The sequence below is a fragment of the Neorhizobium sp. PAMB6716 genome, from assembly GCF_058242805.1.
Map to the genome: position 1 here is coordinate 652,375 of NZ_JBZAYW010000002.1, position 26,641 is coordinate 679,015.

Genomic DNA, 26,641 nt, shown 5'->3' on the forward strand with positions numbered 1-26,641 from the left:
GGTTCGTTTGTCGGCAGGTCTTATCCGGGCGCGCAGAACGTTTTGGGCGCTGGCATTGGTAAGGGACGCCGTTGGGAATGGGAACGATGACATGACGGGGCACGATTGTGCGCCACGGCGCTTCCCTTTTATCGCTGCCTGCGGTGACAGCGCTCTCGTCATCGAACTTTCCGATGAGATCGACGAAGAGACCAATCGGCGTGTCGTCGCGCTCGCCGACAGTCTTGCGGCAGAGGCGATCGACGGGGTTGTCGAAACGGTGCCGACCTATCGGTCGCTGCTTGTCGTCTACGATCCGGCGGTGGTGCGTGGCAACCTGCTGGCACCATTGCTGCAGGCACGTCTGGCGGGAATTTCCTCGGCAAACGTTGCGCAGAGGCGGATTGTCGTGCCGGTGCTTTACGGCGGCGCGGTGGGCATGGACCTCAATGAACTTGCCGATATGAAGCACATGGGTGCCGATGCCCTGATTGCCCTGCATGCGGCGGCGGAATACCGGGTCTATATGATCGGGTTTGCCCCGGGCTTTGCCTATCTCGGCGGATTGCCCGACCGTCTGCACACGCCACGCCTTGCGGTTCCCCGCCAGCGGATCGAGGCCAGTGCCATCGGCATCGGTGGCAAGCAGGCCAGCATCAATTCCGTGCCCGGCCCGAGCGGGTGGCGCTTTATCGGCCGTACGCCCCTCAAGCTTTTCGATCCGGCGCGCGCGGATCCCTTTCTGCTGCGTGCCGGCGACCGGGTCCGCTTTCGCCCTATCGAGGCGGATGAGGCCGTTTCTCTGGATGCAGCCTCGTCGCGGGGCACACTTGCCGCAGAATGGGAAAGCCCATGAGCAGCATCCTCATCAGACAGGCGGGTCCGATGCTGACGGTTCAGGATCTAGGGCGTGTCGGGCTACAGCATCTCGGTGTGTCGGGCTCGGGACCCATGGATGGTCCCGCGATGCGGATGGCCAACCGCCTTGTCGATAATGGCGACGGGCAGGCGGTTCTCGAGTTCGCGCATGTGGGCGGGCATTTCGAGGTGGCCGAGCCCGTGCGGTTTGCGGTCACGGGCGGCACCGTCGAGATCACCGTCGATGACGAGCGCCGGCATAGCTGGGAAAGTTTTACGCTTCTGCCGGGCCAGGTGCTCAAGATCGGCGCCATGCGCGATGCCGTATGGGGCTATGTGGCGCTGTCCGGCGGTATCGAGACGCTTCCGGTTCTGGGTGCGCGCTCGACGCATTTGCGAACCGGCATCGGCGGGCTGGATGGGCGCCGGCTTGCGGCCGGCGATCGTCTGCCGCTTGGGATCACGCGTCCGGCACCGACGCTTGCGCTGACGCAGGCTTTTCGCCGTCCGCTCGGTCCGGTGCGTGTCGTCAAGGGGCCGCAGGCAGACCATTTCGATCCGTCCGCCTGGCGGCAATTCCTTGGAACAGGTTTTGTCGTTTCCGGCCAGCGCGACCGCATGGCGCAAATGCTCGAGGGGCCGATGGTGCGCGCCGTTGGGGGGCACGATATCGTGTCCGACGGAACGGTCAGCGGGTCCATCCAGGTGCCGGCATCCGGGCGCCCGATCGTGCTGATGGCCGAGCGGCAGACAACCGGCGGATATCCGAAGATTGCCACCGTGGCCTCGATCGATCTGCCGCGGCTTGCGCAGGCCATGACCGGTGCGCCGGTGCGCTTCAAGGTGATATCGCAGGACGAGGCGGAAACGCTGTATATCTCCCAATCTCGGGCGCTGGCTGCCTCCCTGGTCGGACTTGAGAAGAAATCGGATATGGGCTGTCTTCAAGGAGATCCGGGCCATGAATAAACCGCTCGCCAAGCAGGCTTATGGCAGCATCATCGAGATGATCCTGGCCGGCACATTGAAGCCGGGCGATCTGCTGCAGGAGGGTAAGCTTGGCGACCAACTCGCCATGTCACGGACGCCCGTGCGCGAAGCGATCAAGCGCATCGAGGCAGAGGGGCTTGCCGTCCAAGAAGGACGCTTTCTCAAGGTTCGTACCCTGTCGGCCGCCGAAGTCGAGGAGATCTTCTTCCTTCGTCGCGTTCTGGAGCGTCAGTGCGCCCGCAATTCGGTGGCCATCGATCAGCGTATCCTCGACGGTCTGGAGCGTCGCGTGCTCGACCTGCAACGGGAAGGTCCCGGCGAAGAGGAGGCGCAGCGGCAGGTGGACGACGACTTTCATTTCGCGCTGGCGCGTGCAGCGGGCAGCCAGATGATGGTCCGCACCATCGGCGATCTGCGCCGCCGAACCTGCATGTTCGACCACAGTCAGGTTCCAGAACGTTTCGGCAAGAGTTGCGAGGAGCATCTCGACATTATCCATGCGCTGCGCAGCCGCGATGGCGAGCGTGCTGCGACGTTGATGGACGAACATATTGCCCATGCCCGCGACGCGATCCTTGGTCGTCTCAGCCTTTCGAACCAGGGACTAAAGCGATGAGATGCCTGATCGTGCAGCCGATCCATGCGGACGGACTGGCTCTCCTTAAAGCGGCCGGGATCGAGCCGGTATTTTGCCCGACACCGGATATGAAGACTGTCTCCCGGTGGATCGCCGGCTGCCATGCCGTCATCACCCGTGACGCCGGCCTGTCGGGAGAGGCCATTGAGGCTTCCGACGTCCTCAGGGCGATCGTCGTCCATGGCGCTGGTCACGACCCCGTCGACAAGGCGGCCGCAGCGCACAAGGGCGTGCTGGTCTGCAATACGCCCGGCGCCAATGCGCGCTCGGTGTCGGAGCTTGCGCTCGGACTTGCACTTGCCGCTGCACGGCTTATTACCGCCGCCGATCAGGCGGTCAGAAATGGCAAACGTGGTTTTCGCGAGGACCACGCATTCCAGGAGCTGTCCGGTAAGACGGCGCTTATAGTAGGCTGGGGTGCGACCGGCGCCGGGCTCGGGCAGATGCTTCACAGCGCCCTCGGCATGCGTGTGATCGTCTACTCACCGCGCAACCGGGATACAGGTTCGTTCGAGCGCATGTCTTCGCTGGCCGAGGGGCTGGCGATCGCCGATCTCGTTTCGCTTCATACGCCACTGCGGGACGAGACCCGTGGCATGTTCGATGCCGCAGCCTTTGCGTCAATGAAGAGAGGCGCCATCCTGGTCAATACGGCCAGGGCAGGGCTGGTGGACGAGGCAGCCCTTGCGCAGGCGCTGGCAGACGGCACCATCGCCGCTGCCGGCCTGGACGTCTATTCGCCAACGGCGCCGACGGGGGCGCTCGCGACCTGCAACCGAGTGATCTTCACGCCGCATCTGGGGGGCACAACCGAGGAGGCGCTGCAGCGGGTCGCCGTGGGGGCTGCCCGGCACGTCATCACGGCGCTCGAGGGAGGCCGCCCGTCGACCACAATCGAATTTCATCCGGAGGCCAGCCTATGAGCCAAATCGTCAAGGATACCGTCGAGCGGCTGCTGGACCGCATCAACGCGATTTCCGCGGGTGGTCCGGGCTTCACGCGCCCGTCCTACAGCCCGCTGGAAAGCCAGGCGCATCGTGTCATCGAGGACGAGGCGACCGCGCTTGGCCTGACCGTGACCCGCGATGCCGCGCTCAATCTCTTCGCTCGGTTGCCGGGCCGGGACCGGAGTGCTCCAGCCATCTACGTGGGATCGCATCTCGACACCGTTGCCATGGGCGGCGCCTATGACGGCCAGGCGGGCGTTGCCGGCGCAATGGCGCTTGCCGCAGCCTTTGTCGAAAGCGGCGAGCCGCCGCCGGTCGATCTCGTCGTCACCGTCACACGTGCGGAGGAAAGTGTCTGGTTCCCGGTGTCCTATGCGGGTTCGCGCGCAGCGCTTGGTCGCCTGACGGCGCAGGAACTGCAGGCGGTGCGCAGCGATACCGGCCGCACGCTGTATGATCATATCCTGTCGGAGGGTGGCCGGCCGGACGACATCCTGACGGATCTGCCGCTTCCACCGGGACGCTTCATCGAGCTTCATATCGAGCAGGGCACGGTGCTTCACGCAGCCCATGAACCCTACGGGATCGTCAGCGGCGTTCGCGGCGGTCTGCGCTACCGGCAGGCCCGGATCGAGGGCACCTGGGCCCATTCCGGCGGCCCGGCGCGGTCGGAGCGATCGGACGCCGTCTTTGCGCTTGCCGACCTGATCGTCGCCATGGATCGTCGTTGGGACGAGGCACTGCGGGCGGGTGACGACCTTGCCATCACTTTTGGCCGCGTCGATGCCGCAACGCCGGAACATGCCTTTGCGAAAGTGCCGGGACGGGTGGATTTCTGTGTCGATCTGCGCAGTGACGATGTGAACGTGCTCGACCGGATGGACGCGATGTTTCACGCCGAAGCCTCCGCCATCGAGACGGCCCGTGGTGTGCGCTTCGCGCTGGGGGAACAGTCACGCAGCCAGCCGACGAAGCTTTCGGCGGCGCTCGCAGACCAGATCCTTGAGGCAGCCCGCGCGCTCGGCCACAAACCCCGCCGCATGCTGTCTGGCGGCGGCCATGATGCGGCGGCCTTTGCGCAGGCGGGGTGGGACAGCGTGATGGTGTTTTTGCGGAACTGGAACGGCAGCCACAATCCTGAAGAGGCGATGGACCCCGCGGATCTGGTCGTGGCGGTCAAAGCATTGCAGAGAGCCCTCGTCGCCATGGGGAGCACGTCAAGATGATGAGCGACAAGGAAACCCTGGCCCAGCAGTTCTACCGGGATCTCAAACAGCGCATTCTCGAGGGGCGCTTCTCGCAAGACGAGATGCTGACGGAGCGTACGCTGGCCGTCGAGTTCGGCATTTCGCGAACACCGCTGCGCGCCGCGATCTCCCGCCTTGAGAAGGAAAACGTGATCTCGCGGCTTCCGAACGGCGCACTGATGGTTCGCCCGGTCACCGTCGAGCAACTGCTGGAGATCGTACAGATCCGCAGGCTGCTAGAGGGAGCGGCGGCGGCCAAGGCGGCAGCGATATCGGCGCTTACGCCGGAGCTTGCCCGCTCCCGCACCCGTATGCGCGCCTATGCGGAAGGCGGCGATACCGCCTTCGACAACTTCTGGCTGGACGACGACGCGTTTCACCTGGCCGTTGCCAAGGCTGCAGAACTGCCCTTGCTTGCCGCCATGCTGACGGAAATGCGCAGTGTCGCCCGCCGCTGCACGATTACCCGTACCCATGACCGCTTCGACCAACAGGCCCGCGAGCATATCGCCGTAGTCGACGCCATCGAGGCTGGGGATACAGCTGCCGCTCAGGCGGCAATGGAACTGCATTTCGACAGCGTCAGGGGACGTTTCCTCGGCTGGCTCGCCCGCGATTGAGAACCAGTTCATGACATTTGCCGCATTCCCCGAGGATCTCCAGCGCTTGCGTGGTTGCGAGGCAGCCTTCCCGGAGGCCGAATTCCTCGATCGCCAGAAACGGGCACAGGCCGCCTTGCAGGCAAGCGGACAGGAGGCGATCATCGTCTCTGGTCCCGAAACGATCTACTGGCTGACCGGTCGCCAGACGGCAGGTTACTTTGCCTTCCAGGCGCTCCTGCTTCCTGCGCAGGGAGAGCCGACCCTCATCGTCCGGCAGCTGGAGCTGTTCGGTGCGGTGGCCAATACCTGGCTCGACGATGTCGTCGCCTACCAGGACGGTGAAAATCCCGTCGATACCTTGCTAGCGGTTCTCAAAGCGAGGAACATCCGCAAGCCGGCGATGGAGCTTGGTGGCTGGTTTCTGTCGCCGCGCGTGGCAGCCGAAATTTCAGAGCGGCTGGATGTCGGCGAACTGTTTGACGGCTCGCATATACTGCCGCCATTGCGCATGCTGAAATCCGCCGCAGAACTCAAGGCCATTCGGGCGGCGGCGCGCTATGCGCAAGCCGGCATCCTTGCCGGGATCGACGCCTGCGCCTCTGGCACGGATGAGAATGCGATTGCCGCGGCGATGCTGTCGGCGGCAACGCAGGCCGGTTCAGAGGCTATGGCCATGGAGCCGCTGGTTTCATCCGGGCCGCGCAGTGGCCTGCCGCACATGACATGGCGCCGCCGAACCCTGCGCGAGGGCGATCCCGTCTTTCTCGAGCTTGCCGGCAGCCACGCCCGCTATCACGCCGCGCTGATGCGCACGGTCTGGCTCGGAGCGCCGCCCGTCGAAGCGCAACGGATGATGGATTGCTCGCTTCACGCGCTGGATGCTGCGCTCGCATCAATCCGGCCGGGCGTGCCCTGTTCCGTCCCGCACAATGCAGCGCAGGCCGTCATCGACGAGGCTGGCTATACCGCAGCCTTCCGCAAGCGGATCGGCTATTCCATGGGGGTCGCCTTTGCGCCGGACTGGGGCGAGGGGGCTATCCTTTCCCTGTTCTCCGATGTTTCCCGCCCGATCGAAGCGGGCATGGTATTTCACCTGCCGGCCACGCTGCGCAGCTATGGTCACTGGACTGTCGGCGCCTCCGAAACCGTGATCGTCACCGAGCAGGGTGCCGAACCACTGTCGAGCCTGCCGCGCGGCCTCACCCTTCGCTGATTTTCCACCTTCCCTTCACCAACGGAGCCTTGCGCATGCGTTCTCTCTTCCATCTCGCCTATCATGTCACCGACCTCGACGAGGCACGCCGTTTCTACGGCGACGTTCTCGGTTGCCAGGAGGGCCGTTCCACTGAAACCTGGGTGGACTTCGACTTCTTCAATCACCAGATCTCGCTTCATCTGGGCAAGCCGTTCGAGGTGACGCGCACCGGCAAAGTGGGCGACCATATGGTTATGATGCCGCATCTCGGCGTGGCGCTGGAACTGGCCGACTGGCTGGCACTGGCCGAACGCCTGAAGGAAAAGGGCGTGGCCTTCGACATTCCGCCTGTGGTGCGCTTCGAAGGCGAGCCGGGCGAGCAGCGCACGATGTTCTTCTTCGATCCGAGCGGCAACCCGATCGAGGTCAAGGGTTTCAAGGATTTCGACGGTCTGTTTGCCCGCTGAGCAGGACGTATTTACGAAGAAGCCGGTCAGATGGATGCGCTGCCCGGCTTCTCTAATGATCGGTTTTCTTGGCCGTCTGGCCGGTGTCAGAACAGGCTTGGCGAACGGGTGAGCAGCTCGTTGCCCTGTTCGCCGATGATGAGGATATCTTCGTAGAAGGCTGCCCCGACGCCGTCGAGCGACAGGAACGCCTCGACGCCGAACACCATGTTCTGCTCGACGATGTCCTGCGGCGTCGACATCGACGTCGAGATGCGCGGCAGTTCGAAGCCGAGGCCGATGCCGTGGCCGTAGAATGGGAAATTCTTCATGATCGCGGAGATGGAGCCGCCGAAGGCTGCGGTCATGCGGTCGCCTTCGGCTGCCACATCCAGCAAGGCGACGCCCGGCCGCAGCATGTCGGACAGGCGGTGGACGATGCCGGCGGCGGCTTCGATCAGGCGGAGCTGATCCGCGTTCGCCGAGCCTCGGACTGCGGTGCGGCCAGGATCAAGATAATAGCCCTGATAGAGCGGCCCATGCAGCGTTCCTGTGACGATGTCGCCAACGGCAGGGGTATCGGCGCTATATCCGGTCAGGGGAAAGCGCTGGTCAAACCCGAGCGTTGCACCGTGATTGGTGCCGATCATCTGGATACGCCCCCCGCGCCGGACCGTTTCGCGGGCAGCTTCGCCAGCCGCCTCGCGCTCCGACATGCCGCTGACGAGGCTCTCCATCAGTACGGTCATGCCTGCGGTCGCCGTTTCGCCTGCTGTGCGATAACAGTCGAGTTCCCGCGGGCTCTTGATGCGCCGCACGGAGCGAACGAGATCGTCTTGAGGGATCCATTCGATCTCGGGGGCGGTCGCCTCCAACTGGCGATAGTATTTCACCGGAATAAAATTGGTGCCAACCAGGGCAACGCGTCCCTTGATACCGCGGGCCACGAGGGCCTTGGAGACGCTTTCGAACGGATGGTTGCTACAGTGAACGTCATCGATCGACACGAGATCGCGCCGTACCTCCGGCTCGTCGATGTGCAGTTGCGGCGCGTGACCCTCCTGCAGGATGACGCCTGCAAACGAGCGTGCGGTCCAGATGGACGAGTCCATGCCGCTGCTGATCGCATAGTGGTTGGAGAGGTAGAGAACGTCGCCACAGTTGTCGGTGGTGCCGCCAGCGCGTGAAAACACCACGGCAGTCTCATAGCCGCGCGCCTTCATCTCACGATGCAGGAGATCCCAACGGTGCTCATACTCGTCGATCGGAAAATAACGAACCATCATTCGCTCCAGATGCCGCCGCTTACGTAAGCGTCATAACGTCTACGCGCTGTTACAGGAAAAGACCATAAACCGGCCCTTGATTTCGGTACACCGACAGTATCCGTCGGTCAATCGGCGGTCCACGCTGTTTCGGTGAGACTGTCTGCGATCCGCTGAGATCGGCAGCGGATGCCGAAAAAGCATGCGACCCAAGCCTAGTTTGTAATCAATGTGATTGCTTTATGTGCTCTAAATTGTTGAAATTGCTACTTGAACTCCAATGGTATACTGAATAAGGTCTGATGGACCCATAAGAGATCGGGTCTCATCGCCCGCCGATGTGCTTCGCACAGGGGCAGATCATGCCGTGAAGACGAGTTGGAATGGATTTGGAAACACAGGTTGTACCCGCGAGCCAGGGACGTGCGTTTCGGATGCGGGCCGGGCAGTTCGTCCGCATCACCAATACCTACGGGCATCAGGTCGTTGATACCTGGGCGGTCGCCGAAAGCGATGCCCTTGAGGTCTCGTCGATGGATCATAGCCGTTCGGTCAACAGCAACATCTTTTTCACAAAGGGCATGAGCGTTCAGAGTTCGCGTCGGCGCTCGATGCTGACCATGGTGGCCAGTGCCGCGGTTCGCCACGATACCCTGCTCTGCCCCTGCAGCGCAGAACTCTATCAGCAGCTGGGTTGCAGCGAGTATCACCGCAACTGCACCGACAATTTCCACGAAGCGCTCGCGCAGGTGGATATCGACCACCCCTTCACGCCGGCCTCGCTTAACCTCTTCATGAACGTTCCGGTCGGGCCGGACGGAACCGTGGATCGCTTGCCGCCGGAAACATCCGCAGGCGACTGCGTGGTCCTGCGGGCAGACATGGATCTTGTGCTTGTGCTGTCGGTCTGTCCGCAGGACATCACGCCCATCAACGGTGCAGCCCGCACGCCGAAGGACGTTACCGTCTCCATCACGGACACCTTTTCCCCGCAGGAGGCCGCATGAGCGATCCGCTTCTGAAACTGAGGGAGATCCGCAAGAGCTTCGGTGACAACGAGGTGCTTAAGGGCGTCTCGCTCGAGGTGGCGGCAGGCGAGGTTGTCTCGATCATCGGCGCCAGCGGCTCCGGCAAGAGCACCTTTCTGCGCTCGATCAACGCGCTGGAAATGCCGCAGTCGGGGTTCATGGAATTCGAGGGACTGTCATTCGATTTTCGCCCGGAATCGCGTCTCTTCCCGACGCCGGCACAACTGCAGTCACTGCGTGCCCGCGTCGGCATGGTGTTCCAGAGCTATAATCTCTGGCCCCATATGACCGTGCTCGAAAACGTCACGCATGCGCCAATCCGGCTGCTGAAACTGCCGCGGGCGCAGGCCCAGGAGGAGGCGGAAGCGCTTCTGTCGCGGATCGGGCTCTATGAAAAGCGCCACAGCTACCCCGCGCGGCTTTCCGGCGGGCAGCAACAGCGCGTGGCAATTGCTCGGGCGCTGGCGATGAAGCCGCGACTGATGCTGTTCGACGAGGTCACCTCCGCGCTCGACCCCGAACTGGTGCATGAAGTGCTGGTGCTGATGGCCTCGCTTGCCGCCGACGGCATGACGATGCTTCTGGTGACCCATGAGGTCGCCTTCGCGCGGGATGTGTCGTCGCGCGTGCTGTTCTTCGACAAGGGCGTGATCGCCGAGGAGGGGTCTCCGGAGATTCTGCGGCGCCCCGAAAGTGAAAGGTTGCAGCAGTTCCTGCACCGCATCCTGCACGACAGGGTGGGTCATACCCTGTCCAATACCAGCGGCGAAGGAGTGCAGGCGTGATGGTCAACGTCTTCGACGAGATCAAGATCTACGGCCCGGGATTTCTGGAAGCCTCCTGGACCGTGTTCTGCATTACCATCCTCACCATTGCCGTCAGCTGGGTCTGCGGTCTGGTGGCAGCGCTCGCACAGCGCTCCGACTGGAAGGGCGTGCGCATGGCCGCCGGTTTCTACATCTGGTTCATCCGCGGCACGCCGACGCTGATCCAGGTCTTCCTCATCTATTTCGGCCTGCCGCAGATCGGCATCCGGCCGTCCCCCTTTACGGCGGGGGTGATCGCGCTCGGCATCAACAGCGGCGCCTATGTCGCCGAGATCGTGCGCGGCGGCTTGACCGCGATCCAGCGCGGGCAGACGGAATCGGCGCTTGCTCTCGGCTTCAGCCCTGCCGAGACGATGCGCACCATCATCCTTCCGCAGGTCTTCCGCATCATCCTGCCCTCGATCACCAACGAAGCGATCTCGACGCTGAAAAACACCTCGCTTTTGTCGACCATCACGGTCGTGGAACTGACCCTCTATGCACAGACACTGATCGCTTCGACCTTCCGGCCGTTCGAATTCTACATCGCGGTCGCCTTCATCTATCTCTTCCTGACGACCATCCTCACCTTCGTCGCGTCGTGGCTGGAACGCCGCTACGCCAACCTTGGATGATGCGGCCATGAGCGTGCTGACGCCGGATTCACTTGAAACTCTGCGCTTCCCGTCGATCCTCCCCGCCGGGTTGAAACCTACCGATTACCCAAATGCCGAACGACCAAATCCATTATAAAAAAGGGAACTGAAACATGAAAATGAAGTCTTTCATCCTTGCCGCTGCCGCCTTCGCGGGTCTTGCCATCACCTCGATCGCCCATGCGGCCGACCTTGAACTGCTGCAGCCCGGCAAGCTCATGGTCGCCACCGAAGGCACCTACGCTCCCTTCAGCATGCGTGCGCCCGACGGCAAGCTCGACGGCCTTGAAATCCGTGTGATGAAGGAAGTCGCCAAGCGGCTGAACCTCGAATACACGCCTGTCCTGATCAAGTGGGATTCCCTGCTCGTCGGCCTTCAGGCGGACCAGTATGATGTGATCAGCGCCGCCATGGACATCACCGAGGCACGCCAGAAGCAGGTCACCTTCTCCAACGGCTGGCTCGAATCCGGTGGTCGCGTCGTCACCGCCAAGGACAGCAAGATCACGAGCGCTGCCGACATAAAGGGCAAGGCCGTCGGCGCGCTCGTTGCTTCCAGCTGGACCAAGATCGCTGAGGAAAAGGGCGCAACGGTCAAGGGCTACAAGGCCGAGTCCGACGCTATGCAGGACCTGGTCAACGGCAATATCGATGCGGTGATTACCGATTCGATCGCGGCCGCCTATGCCATCACATCGGCCAAGATGCCCCTCAAGATGACCGATGATTACGTCAGCCACGTCCAGAAGGGATTTGCCTTCAAGATGGGCAAGCCGAACCTTGTCGATGCCGTCAACAAGGCGCTTGCAGACATGAACGCCGATGGCACCTATGCCAAATTGACAAGCGACCTGGTCGGCTTCAATCCGGCTCCGAAGGACCCTATCAAGACCATCAAGTAAACCCCGGGCATCCCGGAATGTTCGAGACGTCATCCGCGCCGGCAACGATCATCACGATCGCTGCCGGCGCAATACCTGGCACGGACATGAGACCGCACGACCTTGCCCGGTCCTGTGTTTCGCCGACGGGACCATTCTGACATCGCAAGGCTTCCCCGCATTCTGAGTGTGACCTCAGGTGGAACTGTATTGTTCTGGCTTGTGCTTGTTCAAGTACTGCAGAAATTCGATGACATCCGTAGCTTGACCAATACGCCTGCTCTGGGGTCGGGCGTCTGCCGGAGCGCGTCGCAAACGTCTGGCCTTTTCCCATGTGGAGTTGGATGACCGACCCTTATCAAGTCGTCGGTGTCACCCGAACAGTCTCGAGCGGTGAAGTCCGCAAGGACTACTGGCCTGTGCTCGTCTTCCGACACACCAACGGGATTGTGGGGCACAGACATTCAAGGGTAGCCGATTTTACACGCCTCCACGCCATCAGGCCCCCGCAACCAAATCAAAACAAAAAATCTCCCATCTTGGGGGCAGTTTTTGCGTTGAGGGAATGGACGGGTGCTGGCCGAGGTAGGGCGGCATACGCAGACGAGAAGTGGTCCTTCCAGGGCCTGAGGACGTGCCCAATCGTCCGCCTGCATGGATCAGCCAACGCTAATCACCGTTTTTCACAAAACGAGCGATGTCTGCGTGCGTACCGAACCAGACATCGTCATGATCCTGGATATGGCGGATCAGCTCTTCGAGGATGAAGATGCGCGAGCGGTAGCCGGTTACATGCGGATGCATGGTAAGCAGAAAGAGGCCGCCCTCCTTGTAGGCGCGGTCGAATTCGCGCTTGAAGATGTCGAGCACCGCCGGTGGCGGGGTATAGGGCCTGTGGGCGGTGAACCTGTTCATGTTGAAATAGACCGCGTCGTCGCGGATCCATTCGACCGGCAATTCAACCATGCCTGTCGGCTCGCCATTCTCTAAAAGCTCGTAAGGGTCGTCGTCGGCCATCAGTGAGCTGTCGTAGAGCAATCCGAGTTCGCGCTGGATCTGCAGCGTCACAGGTGAAAAATCCCAGGAGGGGGTACGCATACCGACGGCGCGTACGCCGGTGATCTTCTCCAGCGTGTCGGCGGCGCGCAAATGCAGCTCACGCTCCTTGTCCGCGGGCACCTTGGTATTCACTTCATGAATCCAGCCATGCAGGCCGATTTCGTGACCTTCGGCGATCACCTGCCGCTGTTCATCCGGGTAGAGGAGGGCAGCGACGGCGGGCACGAAGAAGGTGGCGGGAACGCCCGCCGCCCGCAGCGTCTCGAGTATGCGCGGCACGCCCACCCTGTTGCCGTATTGCCCCTGCGACAGGCGGCCGATGGATTCGCCGCCGTCGCGCAACTCGTTCGTCTCGTGGTCGCTGTCGAAGGAGAGTGCCACGGCACAGCGGGCGCCATCCTTCCATTCGTTCGGCTTTAGCGACCGGCCGGCGCGCACCTTGTCGATCTTGCCGCGCCAGGTCGCCTCGTCCCATTCCCAGGGTTCCATCGGTCTCGTCCTCTCGTTATTCGGCGGCCTGCGGCAGTACCGGTACCGCCGCCAGCAGGCGTTTGGTGTAGTCGTGCTGCGGATCGGCATAGATCGTGCCGGCTTCGCCCTCCTCGACGATGCGGCCGCGATACATGATGGCGACCCGATCACAGAGATGGCGCACGACCGACAGATCGTGGCTGATGAAGATCAGCGACAGGTCCAGTTCCGACCGCAACCGGATCAGAAGGTTGATGATCTGCGCCTGGATCGATACGTCGAGGGATGCCACCGGCTCGTCGCAGACGACGACATCCGGCTGCATGGCGAGCGCGCGGGCAATGGCGATGCGCTGCCGCTGGCCGCCGGAAAACTGATGCGGGAAGCGGTTGGCAAAGCCCGGATCAAGCCCGACGGCCGCCAGCCAGTCCCCGACATAGCTCGATGCATCGGACCGTGTCACCAGCCTGTGGGCAATCGGGCCTTCCGCAACGATGTCGCCGATGCGCATGCGGCCGTTCAGCGACGCGAACGGATCCTGGAAGATCGTCTGCACCCGCGTTGTGATCTTGGAGGGGCTGCGCCCGGCGCTCATCACCGGCTGCCCGTTGAGACGGATGGTGCCGGAGGTCGGAACGGTAATGCCGGCCGCCATGCGCCCGAGCGTCGACTTGCCGGAGCCGGACTCGCCGACAAGGCCGAGCACCTCGCCGCGCTTCAGCACCAGGCTGACGCCGTCCACCGCCTGAACCGAGCTTAACGGTTGGGCAAGACCCGATTTGATCGCCAGGTTGCGCATGAAGCCGGCCGGCTTCTCGAACCGCTTCATCACCTGGTTGATGGCGAGATAGGGACTGCCGAGCGGCGGCAGGTTGGCAGTCGCCGCCTTGCGCGGCGGCGGGGCGGCATCGGCAATGCCGCTTCCGCGCAGCAGCAACTGGCCGGGCTTTGCGCGCGACGGCAGGGCGTCGAGCAGCGCACGGGTATAGTCGTGCTGCGGCTTCGTCAGAACCGCCAGTGCCGGGCCGATCTCGACGATCTTGCCGGTCTTCATCACGGCGACGCGGTCGGCGATCGAGGAGACGATCGCAAGGTCGTGACTGATCCAGATCAGCGCCGTGCCAAGTTCGCACACCAGCTCCTTCATCTCGGTCAGGATTTCCGCCTGGATCGATACGTCGAGCGCTGTCGTCGGCTCATCGCAGATGATCAGTTTCGGACGGTGGAGTAGGGCGATGGCAATCGCCACGCGCTGGCGCATGCCGCCGGAGAACTGGTGCGGAAAGAAATCCACCTTGCGTTCGGGATCGGCAATGCGCACCTGCGTCAGCGCCTTGATCGCCCGCTCGCGCGCATCGGCAGCACTGATCGCCTCATGCGCGTCGAGCGCCAGCTTGATCTGGGTGCCGATGCTGAGCACCGGGTTCAGCGTCATCATCGGATCCTGGAAAACCATCGAGATGGTCTTGCCGCGGATGGCGCGCAGGTCATGCGCCGGAAGGCCGATCAGTTCACGCCCTTCCAGCTTGATCGAGCCTTCGACGATACGTCCGGGTTCGTCGATCAGCCCGATGATGGAGAAGCCGGTGATCGACTTGCCCGACCCGGATTCGCCCACGATCCCCAAAACTTCGCCGGGCGCCACGGAAAAGGACACGCCGTCGACGGCCTTGATCTCGCCGCGGGCGGTCGGGAACCATGTGACGAGATTGGTGACCTCGAGCAAGGGTGTGGTCTTTTGTGGCAGCGTCTCGGTCATCGGCGGAGCCTCGGGTTGAGCTGGTCGCGGATCTGGTCACCGACGAGGTTCAGCGACACGATGAACAGGATGAGCGCCACGCCGGGATAGATGGAGATCCAGTAGCGGCCTGACAGCAGGTACTGGAAGCCGTTGGCGATCAGCATGCCGAGCGATGGTTCCGTCGGCGGTAATCCGACGCCGAGGAAAGACAGTGTGGCTTCCAGCGAGATCGCACTTGCGACCTGTACGGTGGCGACCACGATCAGCGGCGGCAGCGAGTTTGGCAGGATGTGGCGGATCACGACCCGCAGCGGCGACAGCGGAATGGACAGGGCCGCCTCGACATAGTCCTTCTGCCGTTCTGCGGATGCGGCCCCATGCGCGGTGCGGGCGAAGTAGGCGTATTGAGCAAAGATCAGCGCCATGATGAGCTGGTAGCGGCCCTGACCGAGCATGGCGGCGATGACGAAGGCGAGCAGGATGGCCGGGAAGGACAGTTGCAGGTCGACGATGCGCATGACCAGGTTCTCGTAGCGCCCGCCGATATAGGCGGCCGAGCAGCCGACCATGGCGCCGATGACGAAGGCGATGGTGCCGGCGATCACGCCCATCTGCAGCGAGATGCGCAGGCCGTAGATGATCGCCGAAAGGAGATCGCGCCCTTGCGAATCCGTGCCGAGCCAATGGGTGTAGCCGCCCGTGCCGACATAGCCCGGCGGGCGGCGGGCATCGCGCAGCACGAGGTTGGCAAGATCGTAAGGATCCTGCGGCGTGACGAGCGGTGCAATGAGTGCGATCAGGACGATCAGGAAGACGATGATCGCGGCTGCGGTGGCAACCTTGTTGCGGGTGAATTCTTCGAGGAAGCGGCCAAACAGAGTGTCGCGCATGTCAGGCACGTCCCTTTCTCAGGCGCGGATCGAGCAGCGCATAGGTGAGATCGACCACGAGGTTGATGACGATGAACAGGAGCGCGACGAGCATGAGGTAGGCCACCATGACAGGACGATCGAGCGAGGTGATGCTGTCGATGATCAGCTTGCCGAGGCCCGGCCAGGAAAAGATCGTTTCCGTGACCACGGCAAAGGCGAGTGTCGAGCCCAGTTCCAGCCCGAAGACGGTGACGAGCGGGATCGAGATCAAGCGCAACACGTGGCGGCTGAGGACCGTAAACTCCGACAGGCCGGCGGCACGTGCGAATTTTACGGTATCGCTGAGCATCAGCTCGCGCGTACCGGCACGGGCAAGCCGGATCATCAGCGAGAACTTGAAGAGCGCGAGGTTGAGCGCCGGCAGGACGAGATGCTGCAGGCCGTTAGCGGTCAGGAAGCTGAAGTCGACGCCGAAGAGGCTGACCGTCTCGCCGCGTCCGCCAGCCGGCATGACCCCGAACTGCACGGCGAACACCATGATCAGCATCAGGCCGAACCAGAAGGTGGGCACCGAAAAGCCGAGGATGGAGATCGCCATGATGGCGCGTGATAGGAAACTTTGCGGCTTGTAGCCGGCATACATGCCAATGGGTATGCCGACGAGGCTGGCAAACAGAACAGCAGCCAGCGTCAGTTCCAGCGTTGCCGGGAGGCGCGAGAGGATGAGTTCGCTGACCGGCATGTTGTAGACAAGCGAGCGGCCAAAGTCCCCCTCGAACACGCGTCCGACAAAGGAGAAGTACTGGCGCCACAAAGGCTGGTCCAGCCCGTATTGGGCGATGACAGCAGCCCTGATATCCTGTGTCGCATCAGGCGAGATCAGCACGTCGATGGGATTTCCCACCGCATAGACGCCGGTAAAGACCAGCGCCGACATGGCAAAGACCACGATGACGGCCTGCCACAGGCGCTGCAAGATGAAGCCGAACATATATCCCCGTCCTTATAAGATCGTCCCGTCTTGGCGCGGGTTTGAATGGCGTGTGTGAAGCGAGGCGCAGCTAGAACCAGTCGACCTCAAGAAGCTCCCGCGTTTCGGCGACTGCGACCTCCCAGATCGCCAGCATGTCCTCATCCGGCCGCTGGTAGAGGCCGTGGTAGTTGCCGTCACCGAGCATCTCGCGCTTGCGCGCCGCATCGATTCGCGCCAGCCGGGCATAATCCGCCTGCGGCTTTGAGCCGGTTGGTTGACGCTGGTCGGTCGTGCGCGTCCACGGGAAGTTTTCCATCCAGGACGCATGCGAGGCAGCAGGATCCACCGCCTGCACCTTGGCCAGCGTCTTGGGCGCGCGCCACCAGTCGTGGAACTTCACCGAACTGTCGGGATGGGCATTCAGCCATTCCGAGATCACCACGGTCGCCGGCGCATTGCCGCCATGCCCGTTGACGATCAGGATGCGGCGGAAACCGGATCGGTGGATGCTGTCCATCAGGTCTCGGATGATGCCGATATAGCTGGAAAGCGACAAGGTCAGCGTGCCGGGATAGGTCGCGAAGGAGGAGGCAAGTCCGTACGGCAGAACCGGGAAAACCGGAACGCCTGATGGCTCGGCCGCATCGAGGGACACTTTCTCGGCAAGGATCATGTCTGTCGCAAGGCTGAGATAGGCGTGCTGCTCGACGCTGCCGATCGGGAGAATGCAACGGTCGTCCGTGGCGGCGCGCTCCTCCACCTGCATCCAGTTCATGTCGGCAATCTTCATCAAGAACTCCTGTCTTGCGGTGGCGGTCAGCTCAATCAGAGCCGACGCATATGCATAAAAAATAGGCTTCCGAACGCGCTGCATCATAGGAATGATGCAGTTCCATACGGAACTAAAAAAAGAGATTGACAGGCAAATATCAGCCGGTCAAGTTCCATACGGTACAAAAAAACAAGTGGAGACTGACGCGAACATGACGGTGCAGCTGGAACAAGCGTCCCTCGAAACGCTCCTTCGTCAGGGTGGAAAGACCTTGTCGGGATCCGAGCCCGTCGATGCACTGGTGGGCGTGAAGCTTTGGGAAAATCCATGCTGGCTTTCCTTCCGCATCAACTTCCTCGCACTGCAGTTCAATGTGCCGATCTACCGCTGGACGGAGAAGGAATTCGGTCTGCCGCGGCCGGAATTCGTCGTGCTCTATTCGCTTGGCCTCGCGGATGGGCTGACCGCAAGCGCGATCTGCATTTCCTCTGGCTTTCCGAAGAACACGATCAGCCGGGCCATCCAGAAGCTGATCGACAAGGACATCATCCGCCGCGAGGTCGATCCGGCGGATCTGCGCAGCTTCGTCCTCTACATCACAGATGAGGGCAAGCGCATCGTCGATGCGGCCATGCAGCCAATGGTCGAACGTGAGAGAGCCATGGTCTCCGCCCTGACCCCGGCCGAAATGCTGATGCTGTCCGAGCTTCTGGCAAAGGTCGTCGTGAATTCACCTGTCTCGCCACCAACGATAAATATAGAGGAGAACGAAGAATGAGAATTTCCAAGCTTCTGCATACCGTCGCGCTGGCTTCTGCCCTGCTTGGCGGCGTATCTTCCGCGGCACTTGCCGCCGATCTGACGATCGGGGTGCGGGCTGGCCCGCTCTCGGTCGACCCGCATTTCACGGCCGCCGGCACCCATGCCGAGGCTATGAAGCACATCTTCGACTCGCTGGTGAAATCCGGCAACAATCTCGAGCTGGAGCCGGGTCTTGCCACCAGCTGGACTGCCGTCGACGCCACGACCTGGGAATTCAAACTGCGCCAGGGCGTCAAATTCCACGACGGTTCGGACTTTACTGCCGAGGACGTCAAGTTTTCCATCGAGCGCATCCCGGCCGTGACGGGTCCTAACCCGACAACCATCTATGTGCGGCGCGTGCGGGGTATCGAGATCGTCGATCCCTATACGATCCGCATCAAGACTGACGGCCCTGCACCGACCCTGCCCAACGACTTCATCCGCCTGTTCGTTGTCTCGCACACGGCAGCCAAGGACTTTTCCGCCAGCGCCGACAAGGCGGCGGAAGGCTTCAATTCGGGCAAGGCAGCGATCGGCACCGGCCCCTACAAGTTCGTCTCCTGGACGCCGAAGGAACAGCTCGTCGTCGAGAAGTTCGACGGTTACTGGGGCGAAAAGGAGCCCTGGGACAAGGTGATCCGCAAGGAAATCCCCAATGACGCGGCCCGTGTCGCGCAGCTGAAGGCCGGCCAGGTCGATCTGATTGCCCGCATTCCGTCCTCGGACGTTCCGACGCTCGAAAAGGACAGCAAGCTTTCCGTCATCCGCCAGGACAGCGTCTACCTGTTCAACATGGCCTTCGACTTCCGCGACAAGCCTCCGCAGGTCAGCGCCAAGGACGGGTCGCCGCTTCCCAAGAACCCCTTCCAGGATGCCAAGGTGCGCGAAGCCTTCGATCTGGCGATCGACCGCGAGACACTCACCGAAATCGCCATGGAAGGCATGGGCACTGTTCAGTCGCAGCTGGTGACGCCGAATATCTTTGGCTGGAACCCGGATGTGAAACCGACCAAGTCCGATCCCGCCAAGGCCAAGGCGCTGCTCGCCGAAGCAGGTTATCCGAATGGCTTCAAGGTTACGTTCTCCTTCACAAATGACCGCCTGCCAGGCGACAAGGACGTCGGAACGACGATCGCCCAGATGCTGACGGCCGTCGGCATCCAGGTCGAAGCCAATGCCCAGCCGGGCGCGGTGTTCTTCCCGGCCAATACCCGCGGCGACTATTCCATGACCATGTCCGGCTGGGGAACGCTGACGGGCGAGGCGAACTACACGCTGTCGTCGCTGACGCATTCCAACGATCCGGCCAAGAAGCTCGGCGCCTTCAATCTGCGTGGCTACGTCAACCCGACGATGGACAAGCTGATCGAAGACGCGGCTGTCGAGATGGATACGGCAAAGCGGGAAAAGTTCCTGATGGATGCCAATGCGCTCGTCGCGAGTGATCGCCCATACCTTGCGATCGCATCGACGATTACCGCCTGGGGGATGAAGAAGAACATCAGCATCGTTCCCCGTTCGGACGAGGATACGCTGGCGATGAACATCCGCCCGGCCAAGTAAGGGCGGACGTCGAACTGCAACAATCGGCCGGGCGCGTTGCCCGGCTTTTTTGCTGGAAAGAACACAGACATCAATGGGAGGATACCGATGGGAAAGATCGCTCTTGCAATTCACGGCGGCTGCGGCGTCATGGCAAAACTCGACCTCAGCGACGATGATTGGGCGGCGGCGCGCATCGATCTCGGGCGCGCGCTGAAGGCCGGTTGGCAGATCCTTGAGGCTGGTGGTTCGGCGCTCGACGCGGTTCAGGCCGCAGTCGTCATCATGGAAGACAGCCCTCAGTTCAATGCCGGCTACGGCGCAGCTCTAAACACCGAGGGCCGGCACGAACTCGATGCGTCGATCATGGACGGAAGGACGCTGGAAGCCGGCGCCGTTACACTCGTTCAGCGCATCCGGAACCCGATCAAAGCCGCCCGCGCCGTCATGGAAGCCGGAGACGCTGTCCTTCTGGGCGGACCGGCAGCCGACGCCTTCGCCGAGAAGTCGGGTCTCGACATGGTCGAGCCCGACTACTTCACCACCGAGCGACGTACCAAGGCGCTTGCGGCCATGAAAGCGCATGCGGTGGCCGGCACTGCTGCGAAGGCGAGCGAAGCAGAGAAACATGGCACCGTCGGCGCGGTGGCGCTCGATGCCGACGGGCATTTGGCGGCCGCCACCTCCACGGGCGGCTATAACAACAAGCCGGACGGTCGCATCGGCGACACTCCCATCATCGGCGCAGGCACCTATGCGCGTGACGGGGCCTGCGCCGTGTCCGGTACCGGCAAGGGTGAGTATTTCATGCGCTATGCCGTTGGCCACGAGATTGCCAGCCGCTTCGCCTACCTCGGCGAAAGCCTGGAAGCTGCGGCCGCCAAGGTCGTCCAGCAAGACTTGAAGCAACACAATATCGGCGCGGGCCTAGTCGCCGTGGGGGCGGATGGGTCGATCACCGCCCCCTACAATACCGATGGCATGTTCCGTGGCTGGGTGACGCCAGAGGGCGAGTTCTTTGTCGGCACCCATTCGGACGTTTTCAGGATCCAGCCCGACTGACAGCTTGCGACAACGACACCGAGATCACCCTGCTCGGGTGGCACCGAGCATTCTACTTGCCGCCATCGACGCTGATGATCTGGCCGGAGATCCAGCTCGCATGCTCCGAGGCGAAGAACATCACCATGGCGGCAATGTCCTCGGCGCTGCCAAGGCGCTTCAGCGCGATGTTGTTCAAGAGCCGCTGCTGTCCGTCTTCGCCCATCGCCTCCCACTGGCGTTCCGTCGCGGGGTTGGACCGCACAAAGCCCGGCGCAACATTGTTGACGGTAATGTTCCAGGGTCCGAGCTCATGGGCGAGCTGGCGGGTCAGGCCGATCTGGCCGGCCTTGGCACTGGCATAGGACTGGATGCCCGTGAGCGAGATGCCAAGCCCTGCGCCGCTGGAGATGTTGATGATGCGGCCGGCCCGCTTCTTCTTCATGGCGGGTGCAATCGCCTGCGCCATGAAGAAGGCGCCCGACAGGTTGACGTCGAGAATGGCCTGCCAGTCGCTTTCGCTGATCTCCTCGATCGGGCGCCCGATCTGGCCACGCACGCCACCGGCATTGTTGACGAGAATATCGACGGCGCCGAAGGAGGGGACCAAGGCCTGGACGTCGGCACGATTGCCGACATCGAGATTATGGGCGATGGCATGGCCGCCGCACAGCGCGATCGTCTCTTCAAGGCCGACTTCGTTCACGTCGCATGCGTGGACGCGGGCGCCACGGCTCGCAAATCCGTGGGCGATCGCGCGCCCGAACCCGTGTGCCGCACCGGTCACCACGACGATCTTGTCCTCGAATGAAATGTTCATGCGCCGGCCTTTCCAAGCTCTTCCAAGTTGGCGAGGTCGAGCGGACGCCGACCCTCTTCGATCTCGTGGATCATCTCCACCAGTCTTGCCACCATCGGCGTCGGAACCTTGGAATCCTGGCCGATCGATACGACCGGCAGTACCTGGGCGTCCACTTCTGTCTTGCGCTTGCGCACCGCCAGATCGCGCCAGATACCGGAATGGGATTTCAGCGAGCGACGATTGTGCGCGACCATGTCGTCGAAGGAGCGATCGGTCTGCTGCTGTTGTGCAAGCGGACCGAAGGCCGAGGGATCGAAACCGTCAAAAGCTTCTGGTGTGATGTTGTTGATCGCCGCGACGGTTGCCACCTCAAGCGCGAGCTTGCGCAGGACCGGACGCGCGGCTTGGTTGTCCAGTACATCGGCAATGCTGTCATTGGTCAGCGCCGTGCCGAACAGCAGCGCCCCGTAGATCATCTTTCCCCACAGGAAGCCCCAGATGTTGTTGGTGATCAACGCCTTCGGCTCGAACTGCTTCAGCAGCTCATAGATCGCCTCGGCGCGATCGGAGAACCGACCATCGAGTTCGCCGATGACGACGGCGCCATGGCCGCTGTAGTGGACCAGGCCCGGCTCCAGGTAATCTGCACCGAAGTTGACGAAGCAGCCGACGACGCGATGCTCGCCGACGATACGGGCAATTACCTGCTCGTTCAAGCCGTTCTGGGCGGAGACCACGTAACCGTCCGATGACAGATGCTGCACCAGCGCCTGTGTGGCATCTTCCGTATGATGCGCCTTGACGCAGAGATAGATGCGCGAGAATTCTCCATGGAGGTCCTGGGGCAGGCAGGCCTTGGCCTTGAAGGCGCCCTCGAAGATCGGCCCGGCGATGCGAAGGCCGCCAGCGTTGATGGCATCCACATGGTCCTTGACGGTGTCGACGAAAATGACATCCTCGCCGGCCCGCAGGAAGGCGGCTCCAAGCGTGCCGCCAATGGCGCCCGCTCCCCAGATCACGATCGGCTGGCTCATTACGTCGTTTCCTTCTGCACAAGATCTTTATTGTGTTGGTCGGTCGCGTCCGACCGTGGCTCCTGGCCGACCAGACGCAGGGCCGGCACGATGATCCGCTCGATATCGGCGGTATCGGGGGCGTGGCGGTATTCGATGCTCGGCATGTCATGGGGGATCTCCGCCAGTATGGCTTCGGCCCCCGTGGCAAACACCAGAACAGTGGCCTGCGAGACCCTCGCCAGCAGCCCGGGACTGTCGATCGTGTCTGCGGCCACGTCGGCGACATGCGGTGCAAACCGCGTCACGCCGCTCTTCAGGATCGGAAGGAACTCGGCAAAACGGGAGACGGCTGCAATTCGTGCAAGCGAATCCAGCGACGCGAGCGATCGCCGGGTTTCCTGTGAGGGTGTAAATCGGATAGCCACCACGCGGGTCTCCGGCAGGAGCGCCTCGACCTGCTTCAGCCGGCTCATGATCGTCACCGCAAGATCCGCCGCGCGGGCACGCGCCCGTGTCGCCAAATCACTCTCTAGGGCGCCAATCGTCACCGGCTCGACGATCACCTCAGGTCCCAGGCGTTCGGCGATGAACCGGGCGTAGCTTTCCGTCGCCTCGCCGAACAGGCCGATCATGAGGATGCGCCGCTTGCGGTCTTGGGAGGTGCTGTGCGAAACGCGCCCACCGATGACCGCTAGCAGGTCGACCGATCGCATGCCCAGCTTGCGGCTCTGGTCGATCAGAGCGTCGATCTGCCTGTAGAGGGTCGACATTGCGCCCTGCGGTAATGCCTGCACCTGCTGGTGATTGCTGACAAAGGTGCCGGCTCCCGGGCGGGTTTCGACGAGGCCTGCGGCCTTCAGGTCGGCATAGACCTGAGCGACCGTCATCGGAGCAACGCCGAGCGTTTCCGCCAGCTCCCGCACGGATGGAAGTGCCTCTCCAGGCGCAAGATCGCCGCAGCTGATCCCATACTCGATCAGGCCGTGAAGCTGGCTGCGCAGGGAGACCGGCAATGTACGATCGATGGCGAGCTGCATGGCGAGCGTCGATATCCGTATTAAGAGAATGATACGATCTTTTCACTCAGACTGACCTCAGTCAATAGATCGCGTGGAACCGCAGGCAGCAGCCGCTATGTCCCAGGGAATCGTATCAATCTAATAGAACAATTAAAGAGTTTTGCCGGATCTCATAGTCCAATGGCCGTGACGTATGGACCATTCAGGCCCTATGCCGCCATGACCAGCCGACAGGATCAGTGCCCATGAGTTTCGATGCCTTCGAACAGCAGATCGCCAGGCTCAACGACGTTCTGTGTGCCGTCAACCTGCTGACCTGGGGCAGCCGCACGATGATGCCGCCCGGCGGCCTGGACGCCCGGAGCAAGCAGATTGCGACCCTCGTCGGTATGACTCGCGACATGGCCACAGGTGAGGGGCTGCAGCGGGCGATCGAAGATGCACGGGCGGAACTGGCCGGGAACGATCCCCACGACGCGCGTCTCCACGCCGTGGAACAGGCAGCGGCGGCGACAGCGGTTCTGGCGCGCATCCCCGCGTCGCTCGTCAGTGCGTCCGCCGAACTGAAAACGGTGGCGCAGGGCGCTTGGAGCCGGGCGCGTGGACGCCTCCGCGTCCACCGTTTTAAAAGGCCACCCGCACTGTCAGACTTGCATTGAACGGCTGGCCAACGGCAACACCATAGGCCGAATTGCCGATCGAGGATGTGTAATAGACCTTGTCAAAGATATTGTTGAGGTTCAGCTGGATCTCGACCGGGTGCTCTCGTTCGATCCGGTATGTCGCAAACAAATCGGCGACGCCGTATCCGGGCAGGTGGAAGCTGTTGGCGGCGTCCCCGGCCCGTTGGCCGACCGCGCGCACGGCGCCACCGAAACGCAGGCTGCCGCGGCCGCCGAACACCGCGCCGTAATCATAGGCCAGACGCAAGGCGGCCGTGTTGCTTGCGACGTTTGCTAAGCTGTTGCCGGCGTATTTGGGATCGTCCACCACCTCTGCATCGGTCAGGCCATAGCTTGCGATCAGTTGTACGTCATCCGTCAGCTGGCCGGCGAGATCAAGTTCGATGCCCTTGGAGCGGACCAGCCCGGCGGTGCGATAAACCGTCTTTCCGTTCACTGTTTCCGAATAGGCGACGTTCTTCTTTTCGGCGGAGTAAACCGCCAGCGTGCCACTCAGCCAGCTGTTGAAATCCACCTTCGAGCCGATTTCATAAGAAATGCCCTTTTCCGGATCGAGACTGCCATAGGGGCTGTTGATCGAGCTGTTGGGCCTGAAGGTCCGTGCAACATTGGCGTAGAGCGACGCTTCAGGGCTGAGGGACCAGACAAGCCCGGCATTGGGGATCAGCGCCAGCCCGTCCGTATCGCTGTTGACCGTGCTGCCGCTGCCGGCCACGACGTCATAATGTTCCAGGCGCAGGCCGGCAACGGCGATCCACTCGTCCGAAAGGTGGATACGGTCCTGGGCGTAGACGGACTGTGTGCGCAGGCGCTGATATTCCCGCGTCGAAGTCGCCGCATCGTAGGTGCAGGGCGATATGGTGTCGTAGACGGGCTGATTGACATTGAATCGGGTGCTGTCGTTGCACTGCTGCAGGGCCGCGCGGGAAATGCGCTCGTCCCGCACGGCCGCGCCGAACAGGAACTCGTTATTGAAGCCGAAAAGTTCCTCGCTACCCGTCAGGTCCGCCCGCAGCGAGTGGACGGTGGTATCGTAGTAGCCGCGCACGTCCGAGCGGCGGGTCAGCACACCGGTCGTTGCGTTGTAGGCGATGGCACGGGTCTGGTCGGCGGAAAAGCTGTCCTTGCTCCACCCGTAGTTCAGCGCCAGGTTCCAGTCGTCGCCCAGCTCTCGGTCCAGCGAAAGCTTGAACAGATCGGAATCGCCATCCACCTCCGACCAGTCTTCGTCCAGGCGCTGCCGGCGGCTGATGTCGAGGAACTGCCGGTTGGCGGTGTCGTAAACAGTGCCGCGATCATAGGGATTGAGGTAGTGCTGATGCGTGTAGGATATGCCTATCTTTGTGTCCTCGCCTTCCCATGACAGCGATGGTGCGACGAGCCAGTTGCGGTTCTTGCCGAAATTGCGCCAGTAATCGCCATCCTCGCCCTCGACGATCAGGCGGTAGGAAAGATCGGTATCCGTGATCGGCCCCGTGATGTCGAAGCCGGCCTTCTTGGAATATTGCCCGGCGCCATAGGCGGAGAATTTCGTCCAGGCTTCGGCGGCAAAGCTGTCTTGCGGCTTCTTCGTGACCACATTGATCATGCCGCCCGGATCAAGCACGCCGTAGAGCGTGGAGGCCGGCCCCTTCAGCACGTCGACATAGTCCGTCGTGGCGTTGAAGCTGTGGGGCAGGGCCGTGTTGAGGCCGTCGGTCAGGATGGAACCATCCCGGCTTTCGCCGAATCCGCGGCGGATGATGGCGTCGTTGGCCCCGGCAATGGTATTTCCCTGGGTGATCCCGCTGACATCCGACAGCGCGTCGTCCAGGCTGTTGGCCGCCTTGTCCTGGATGACTTGCGGGGCAACCGTGGTCACCGCCTGCGGTATGTCCTTGACCGGCGTCTGCGTGCGGGTTGCGGTTGCGGTGCGGGAGGTCTTGTATGCCGCCTTGTCATTCTCGCCATTGATGAAGATTGGGTCCAGTTGAAGCGCTGCACCGTCCTGCGCCAGGGCGCCAGGGCCGAACGTATTGAAGGTGAGGCCAAGCGACAGGGTCGTGCAAAGCAGGGCGATATGGTGGCGCATTCTCATCAAAAGTCACGTGTGGTTTGAATTGGGTTGACCGGTCATTCGATAGTGGAATGTAGTAGTCAAGTTTTTGTGCGCGACGACCGGGGAAACGGCGAGGCGAGCATGGAGGCGGCAAAGGGCCCGATCTGTCGGATGGACTGGTGCGATGCCTGGTCAAAACTACAGATTTTCCCAATGAAAACAAAAGACCTAATCGGAGGCGGGCAGGGCTGACGATTGCAGGACGGGCTGC

At 62.3% G+C, this 26,641-nt stretch carries 26 protein-coding genes; 16 read left to right on the forward strand and 10 right to left on the reverse strand.

The window, feature by feature from the left end; translation table 11 throughout:
- The first annotated feature begins 91 nt into the window (after positions 1 to 91).
- From pxpB to AC4CWH_RS21675, 8 genes are read left to right on the forward strand one after another with little or no spacing between them, the layout of a single operon-like run.
- The gene (gene pxpB, locus AC4CWH_RS21640) at positions 92 to 835 is read left to right on the forward strand and encodes a 5-oxoprolinase subunit PxpB (protein WP_491286595.1); all 744 of its coding nucleotides are present in this window, start codon (positions 92 to 94) and stop codon (positions 833 to 835) included.
- Positions 832 to 1,806 carry a 5-oxoprolinase subunit C family protein gene (locus AC4CWH_RS21645; RefSeq protein ID WP_491322258.1) on the forward strand — a complete coding sequence of 325 codons (975 nt, stop codon included), beginning with the start codon at positions 832 to 834 and terminating at the stop codon, positions 1,804 to 1,806. Before pxpB ends, AC4CWH_RS21645 begins: the two co-directional genes overlap by 4 nt.
- Positions 1,799 to 2,443: a GntR family transcriptional regulator gene (locus AC4CWH_RS21650; protein WP_491286591.1), complete on the forward strand. Its 645-nt coding sequence runs from the start codon at positions 1,799 to 1,801 to the stop codon at positions 2,441 to 2,443. Before AC4CWH_RS21645 ends, AC4CWH_RS21650 begins: the two co-directional genes overlap by 8 nt.
- Entirely contained in the window at positions 2,440 to 3,387 is a 948-nt protein-coding gene (locus AC4CWH_RS21655) for an NAD(P)-dependent oxidoreductase (RefSeq protein ID WP_491322259.1), read from the forward strand. Before AC4CWH_RS21650 ends, AC4CWH_RS21655 begins: the two co-directional genes overlap by 4 nt.
- Positions 3,384 to 4,637, forward strand: coding sequence for a hydantoinase/carbamoylase family amidase (locus AC4CWH_RS21660; protein WP_491322260.1), 1,254 nt, complete (start codon positions 3,384 to 3,386; stop codon positions 4,635 to 4,637). Before AC4CWH_RS21655 ends, AC4CWH_RS21660 begins: the two co-directional genes overlap by 4 nt.
- Positions 4,637 to 5,278, forward strand: coding sequence for a GntR family transcriptional regulator (locus tag AC4CWH_RS21665; protein ID WP_491287815.1), 642 nt, complete (start codon positions 4,637 to 4,639; stop codon positions 5,276 to 5,278). Before AC4CWH_RS21660 ends, AC4CWH_RS21665 begins: the two co-directional genes overlap by 1 nt.
- Before the next feature lie 10 nt (positions 5,279 to 5,288).
- A complete protein-coding gene (locus AC4CWH_RS21670) occupies positions 5,289 to 6,473 on the forward strand; it encodes a M24 family metallopeptidase (RefSeq protein WP_491322261.1) in 1,185 nt (394 codons plus the stop codon).
- 35 nt (positions 6,474 to 6,508) lie between these two features.
- Complete coding sequence (locus AC4CWH_RS21675; protein WP_491286585.1) at positions 6,509 to 6,922, forward strand: VOC family protein; 414 nt, start codon at positions 6,509 to 6,511, stop codon at positions 6,920 to 6,922.
- Between the two features lie 86 nt (positions 6,923 to 7,008).
- On the opposite strand, the gene AC4CWH_RS21680 is transcribed toward AC4CWH_RS21675, so the two are convergent.
- Positions 7,009 to 8,184 (reverse strand): M24 family metallopeptidase, encoded by a 1,176-nt coding sequence (locus tag AC4CWH_RS21680; RefSeq protein ID WP_491322262.1) that lies wholly within the window; start codon positions 8,182 to 8,184, stop codon positions 7,009 to 7,011.
- A 365-nt stretch (positions 8,185 to 8,549) separates the two neighbouring features.
- Here AC4CWH_RS21680 and AC4CWH_RS21685 point away from each other — a divergent pair, with 365 nt between their 5' ends.
- The 4 genes from AC4CWH_RS21685 to AC4CWH_RS21700 all read left to right on the forward strand — a co-directional run bounded on the left by AC4CWH_RS21685 (position 8,550) and on the right by AC4CWH_RS21700 (position 11,558).
- Positions 8,550 to 9,173, forward strand: a complete 624-nt coding sequence (locus tag AC4CWH_RS21685; protein WP_491322263.1) for a DUF1989 domain-containing protein — start codon at positions 8,550 to 8,552, stop codon at positions 9,171 to 9,173.
- Positions 9,170 to 9,979: an amino acid ABC transporter ATP-binding protein gene (locus AC4CWH_RS21690; RefSeq protein WP_491322264.1), complete on the forward strand. Its 810-nt coding sequence runs from the start codon at positions 9,170 to 9,172 to the stop codon at positions 9,977 to 9,979. The genes AC4CWH_RS21685 and AC4CWH_RS21690 overlap by 4 nt, the downstream gene beginning before the upstream one ends.
- A complete protein-coding gene (locus tag AC4CWH_RS21695) occupies positions 9,979 to 10,635 on the forward strand; it encodes an amino acid ABC transporter permease (protein WP_491322315.1) in 657 nt (218 codons plus the stop codon). Before AC4CWH_RS21690 ends, AC4CWH_RS21695 begins: the two co-directional genes overlap by 1 nt.
- A gap of 134 nt (positions 10,636 to 10,769) precedes the next feature.
- Positions 10,770 to 11,558, forward strand: a complete 789-nt coding sequence (locus tag AC4CWH_RS21700) for a transporter substrate-binding domain-containing protein (protein WP_491322265.1) — start codon at positions 10,770 to 10,772, stop codon at positions 11,556 to 11,558.
- Between the two features lie 648 nt (positions 11,559 to 12,206).
- Here the strand turns inward: AC4CWH_RS21700 and AC4CWH_RS21705 are convergent.
- The 5 genes from AC4CWH_RS21705 to AC4CWH_RS21725 form a co-directional block, all read right to left on the reverse strand.
- A complete protein-coding gene (locus AC4CWH_RS21705; protein WP_491322266.1) occupies positions 12,207 to 13,085 on the reverse strand; it encodes a polysaccharide deacetylase family protein in 879 nt (292 codons plus the stop codon).
- Positions 13,086 to 13,101: 16 nt separating this feature from the next.
- Entirely contained in the window at positions 13,102 to 14,826 is a 1,725-nt protein-coding gene (locus tag AC4CWH_RS21710) for a dipeptide ABC transporter ATP-binding protein (RefSeq protein ID WP_491322267.1), read from the reverse strand.
- Positions 14,823 to 15,698, reverse strand: coding sequence for an ABC transporter permease (locus tag AC4CWH_RS21715; RefSeq protein ID WP_491286574.1), 876 nt, complete (start codon positions 15,696 to 15,698; stop codon positions 14,823 to 14,825). The genes AC4CWH_RS21710 and AC4CWH_RS21715 overlap by 4 nt, the downstream gene beginning before the upstream one ends.
- 1 nt (position 15,699) lies before the next feature.
- Positions 15,700 to 16,671, reverse strand: coding sequence for an ABC transporter permease (locus tag AC4CWH_RS21720; RefSeq protein WP_491322268.1), 972 nt, complete (start codon positions 16,669 to 16,671; stop codon positions 15,700 to 15,702).
- Positions 16,672 to 16,741: 70 nt separating this feature from the next.
- Positions 16,742 to 17,443 (reverse strand): creatininase family protein, encoded by a 702-nt coding sequence (locus AC4CWH_RS21725; RefSeq protein WP_491286570.1) that lies wholly within the window; start codon positions 17,441 to 17,443, stop codon positions 16,742 to 16,744.
- 91 nt (positions 17,444 to 17,534) lie between these two features.
- Between AC4CWH_RS21725 and AC4CWH_RS21730 the strand changes: the two genes are divergently transcribed.
- From AC4CWH_RS21730 to AC4CWH_RS21740, 3 genes are all read left to right on the forward strand, one after another.
- The gene (locus AC4CWH_RS21730) at positions 17,535 to 18,203 is read left to right on the forward strand and encodes a MarR family winged helix-turn-helix transcriptional regulator (RefSeq protein ID WP_491322269.1); all 669 of its coding nucleotides are present in this window, start codon (positions 17,535 to 17,537) and stop codon (positions 18,201 to 18,203) included.
- On the forward strand, positions 18,200 to 19,792 hold the full coding sequence (locus tag AC4CWH_RS21735) for an ABC transporter substrate-binding protein (RefSeq protein WP_491322270.1): 1,593 nt from the start codon (positions 18,200 to 18,202) through the stop codon (positions 19,790 to 19,792). Before AC4CWH_RS21730 ends, AC4CWH_RS21735 begins: the two co-directional genes overlap by 4 nt.
- An 87-nt stretch (positions 19,793 to 19,879) precedes the next feature.
- Complete coding sequence (locus AC4CWH_RS21740; protein ID WP_491322271.1) at positions 19,880 to 20,833, forward strand: isoaspartyl peptidase/L-asparaginase family protein; 954 nt, start codon at positions 19,880 to 19,882, stop codon at positions 20,831 to 20,833.
- Positions 20,834 to 20,885: 52 nt separating this feature from the next.
- On the opposite strand, the gene AC4CWH_RS21745 is transcribed toward AC4CWH_RS21740, so the two are convergent.
- The 3 genes from AC4CWH_RS21745 to AC4CWH_RS21755 are packed head-to-tail and all read right to left on the reverse strand — an operon-like array spanning position 20,886 to position 23,667.
- Entirely contained in the window at positions 20,886 to 21,632 is a 747-nt protein-coding gene (locus AC4CWH_RS21745; protein WP_491322272.1) for an SDR family NAD(P)-dependent oxidoreductase, read from the reverse strand.
- Positions 21,629 to 22,648, reverse strand: a complete 1,020-nt coding sequence (locus AC4CWH_RS21750) for a ketopantoate reductase family protein (protein WP_491322273.1) — start codon at positions 22,646 to 22,648, stop codon at positions 21,629 to 21,631. The genes AC4CWH_RS21745 and AC4CWH_RS21750 overlap by 4 nt, the downstream gene beginning before the upstream one ends.
- Positions 22,648 to 23,667 (reverse strand): GntR family transcriptional regulator, encoded by a 1,020-nt coding sequence (locus AC4CWH_RS21755; RefSeq protein ID WP_491322274.1) that lies wholly within the window; start codon positions 23,665 to 23,667, stop codon positions 22,648 to 22,650. The genes AC4CWH_RS21750 and AC4CWH_RS21755 overlap by 1 nt, the downstream gene beginning before the upstream one ends.
- A 227-nt stretch (positions 23,668 to 23,894) precedes the next feature.
- Between AC4CWH_RS21755 and AC4CWH_RS21760 the strand changes: the two genes are divergently transcribed.
- Positions 23,895 to 24,308: a hypothetical protein gene (locus AC4CWH_RS21760; protein WP_491322275.1), complete on the forward strand. Its 414-nt coding sequence runs from the start codon at positions 23,895 to 23,897 to the stop codon at positions 24,306 to 24,308.
- Here AC4CWH_RS21760 and AC4CWH_RS21765 read toward each other — a convergent pair.
- On the reverse strand, positions 24,274 to 26,409 hold the full coding sequence (locus AC4CWH_RS21765; RefSeq protein WP_491322276.1) for a TonB-dependent siderophore receptor: 2,136 nt from the start codon (positions 26,407 to 26,409) through the stop codon (positions 24,274 to 24,276). The genes AC4CWH_RS21760 and AC4CWH_RS21765 overlap by 35 nt on opposite strands.
- Between the last annotated feature and the right edge of the window lie 232 nt (positions 26,410 to 26,641).

Bases quoted from the DNA above. Each gene is read 5' to 3' on its own strand.
- AC4CWH_RS21645 (WP_491322258.1), top strand. From the start codon at position 832: ATGAGCAGCATCCTCATCAGACAGGCGGGTCCGATGCTGACGGTTCAG.
- AC4CWH_RS21760 (WP_491322275.1), top strand. From the start codon at position 23,895: ATGAGTTTCGATGCCTTCGAACAGCAGATCGCCAGGCTCAACGACGTT.
- AC4CWH_RS21690 (WP_491322264.1), top strand. From the start codon at position 9,170: ATGAGCGATCCGCTTCTGAAACTGAGGGAGATCCGCAAGAGCTTCGGT.
- AC4CWH_RS21705 (WP_491322266.1), bottom strand. From the start codon at position 13,085: ATGGAACCCTGGGAATGGGACGAGGCGACCTGGCGCGGCAAGATCGAC.
- AC4CWH_RS21730 (WP_491322269.1), top strand. From the start codon at position 17,535: ATGATGCAGTTCCATACGGAACTAAAAAAAGAGATTGACAGGCAAATA.
- AC4CWH_RS21755 (WP_491322274.1), bottom strand. From the start codon at position 23,667: ATGCAGCTCGCCATCGATCGTACATTGCCGGTCTCCCTGCGCAGCCAG.
- AC4CWH_RS21680 (WP_491322262.1), bottom strand. From the start codon at position 8,184: ATGGTTCGTTATTTTCCGATCGACGAGTATGAGCACCGTTGGGATCTC.
- AC4CWH_RS21745 (WP_491322272.1), bottom strand. From the start codon at position 21,632: ATGAACATTTCATTCGAGGACAAGATCGTCGTGGTGACCGGTGCGGCA.
- AC4CWH_RS21695 (WP_491322315.1), top strand. From the start codon at position 9,979: ATGGTCAACGTCTTCGACGAGATCAAGATCTACGGCCCGGGATTTCTG.
- AC4CWH_RS21655 (WP_491322259.1), top strand. From the start codon at position 2,440: ATGAGATGCCTGATCGTGCAGCCGATCCATGCGGACGGACTGGCTCTC.
- AC4CWH_RS21650 (WP_491286591.1), top strand. From the start codon at position 1,799: ATGAATAAACCGCTCGCCAAGCAGGCTTATGGCAGCATCATCGAGATG.
- AC4CWH_RS21665 (WP_491287815.1), top strand. From the start codon at position 4,637: ATGAGCGACAAGGAAACCCTGGCCCAGCAGTTCTACCGGGATCTCAAA.
- AC4CWH_RS21725 (WP_491286570.1), bottom strand. From the start codon at position 17,443: ATGAAGATTGCCGACATGAACTGGATGCAGGTGGAGGAGCGCGCCGCC.
- AC4CWH_RS21700 (WP_491322265.1), top strand. From the start codon at position 10,770: ATGAAAATGAAGTCTTTCATCCTTGCCGCTGCCGCCTTCGCGGGTCTT.
- AC4CWH_RS21750 (WP_491322273.1), bottom strand. From the start codon at position 22,648: ATGAGCCAGCCGATCGTGATCTGGGGAGCGGGCGCCATTGGCGGCACG.
- AC4CWH_RS21685 (WP_491322263.1), top strand. From the start codon at position 8,550: ATGGATTTGGAAACACAGGTTGTACCCGCGAGCCAGGGACGTGCGTTT.
- AC4CWH_RS21715 (WP_491286574.1), bottom strand. From the start codon at position 15,698: ATGCGCGACACTCTGTTTGGCCGCTTCCTCGAAGAATTCACCCGCAAC.
- AC4CWH_RS21670 (WP_491322261.1), top strand. From the start codon at position 5,289: ATGACATTTGCCGCATTCCCCGAGGATCTCCAGCGCTTGCGTGGTTGC.
- AC4CWH_RS21765 (WP_491322276.1), bottom strand. From the start codon at position 26,409: ATGAGAATGCGCCACCATATCGCCCTGCTTTGCACGACCCTGTCGCTT.
- AC4CWH_RS21660 (WP_491322260.1), top strand. From the start codon at position 3,384: ATGAGCCAAATCGTCAAGGATACCGTCGAGCGGCTGCTGGACCGCATC.
- AC4CWH_RS21740 (WP_491322271.1), top strand. From the start codon at position 19,880: ATGGGAAAGATCGCTCTTGCAATTCACGGCGGCTGCGGCGTCATGGCA.
- AC4CWH_RS21675 (WP_491286585.1), top strand. From the start codon at position 6,509: ATGCGTTCTCTCTTCCATCTCGCCTATCATGTCACCGACCTCGACGAG.
- pxpB (WP_491286595.1), top strand. From the start codon at position 92: ATGACGGGGCACGATTGTGCGCCACGGCGCTTCCCTTTTATCGCTGCC.
- AC4CWH_RS21735 (WP_491322270.1), top strand. From the start codon at position 18,200: ATGAGAATTTCCAAGCTTCTGCATACCGTCGCGCTGGCTTCTGCCCTG.
- AC4CWH_RS21710 (WP_491322267.1), bottom strand. From the start codon at position 14,826: ATGACCGAGACGCTGCCACAAAAGACCACACCCTTGCTCGAGGTCACC.
- AC4CWH_RS21720 (WP_491322268.1), bottom strand. From the start codon at position 16,671: ATGTTCGGCTTCATCTTGCAGCGCCTGTGGCAGGCCGTCATCGTGGTC.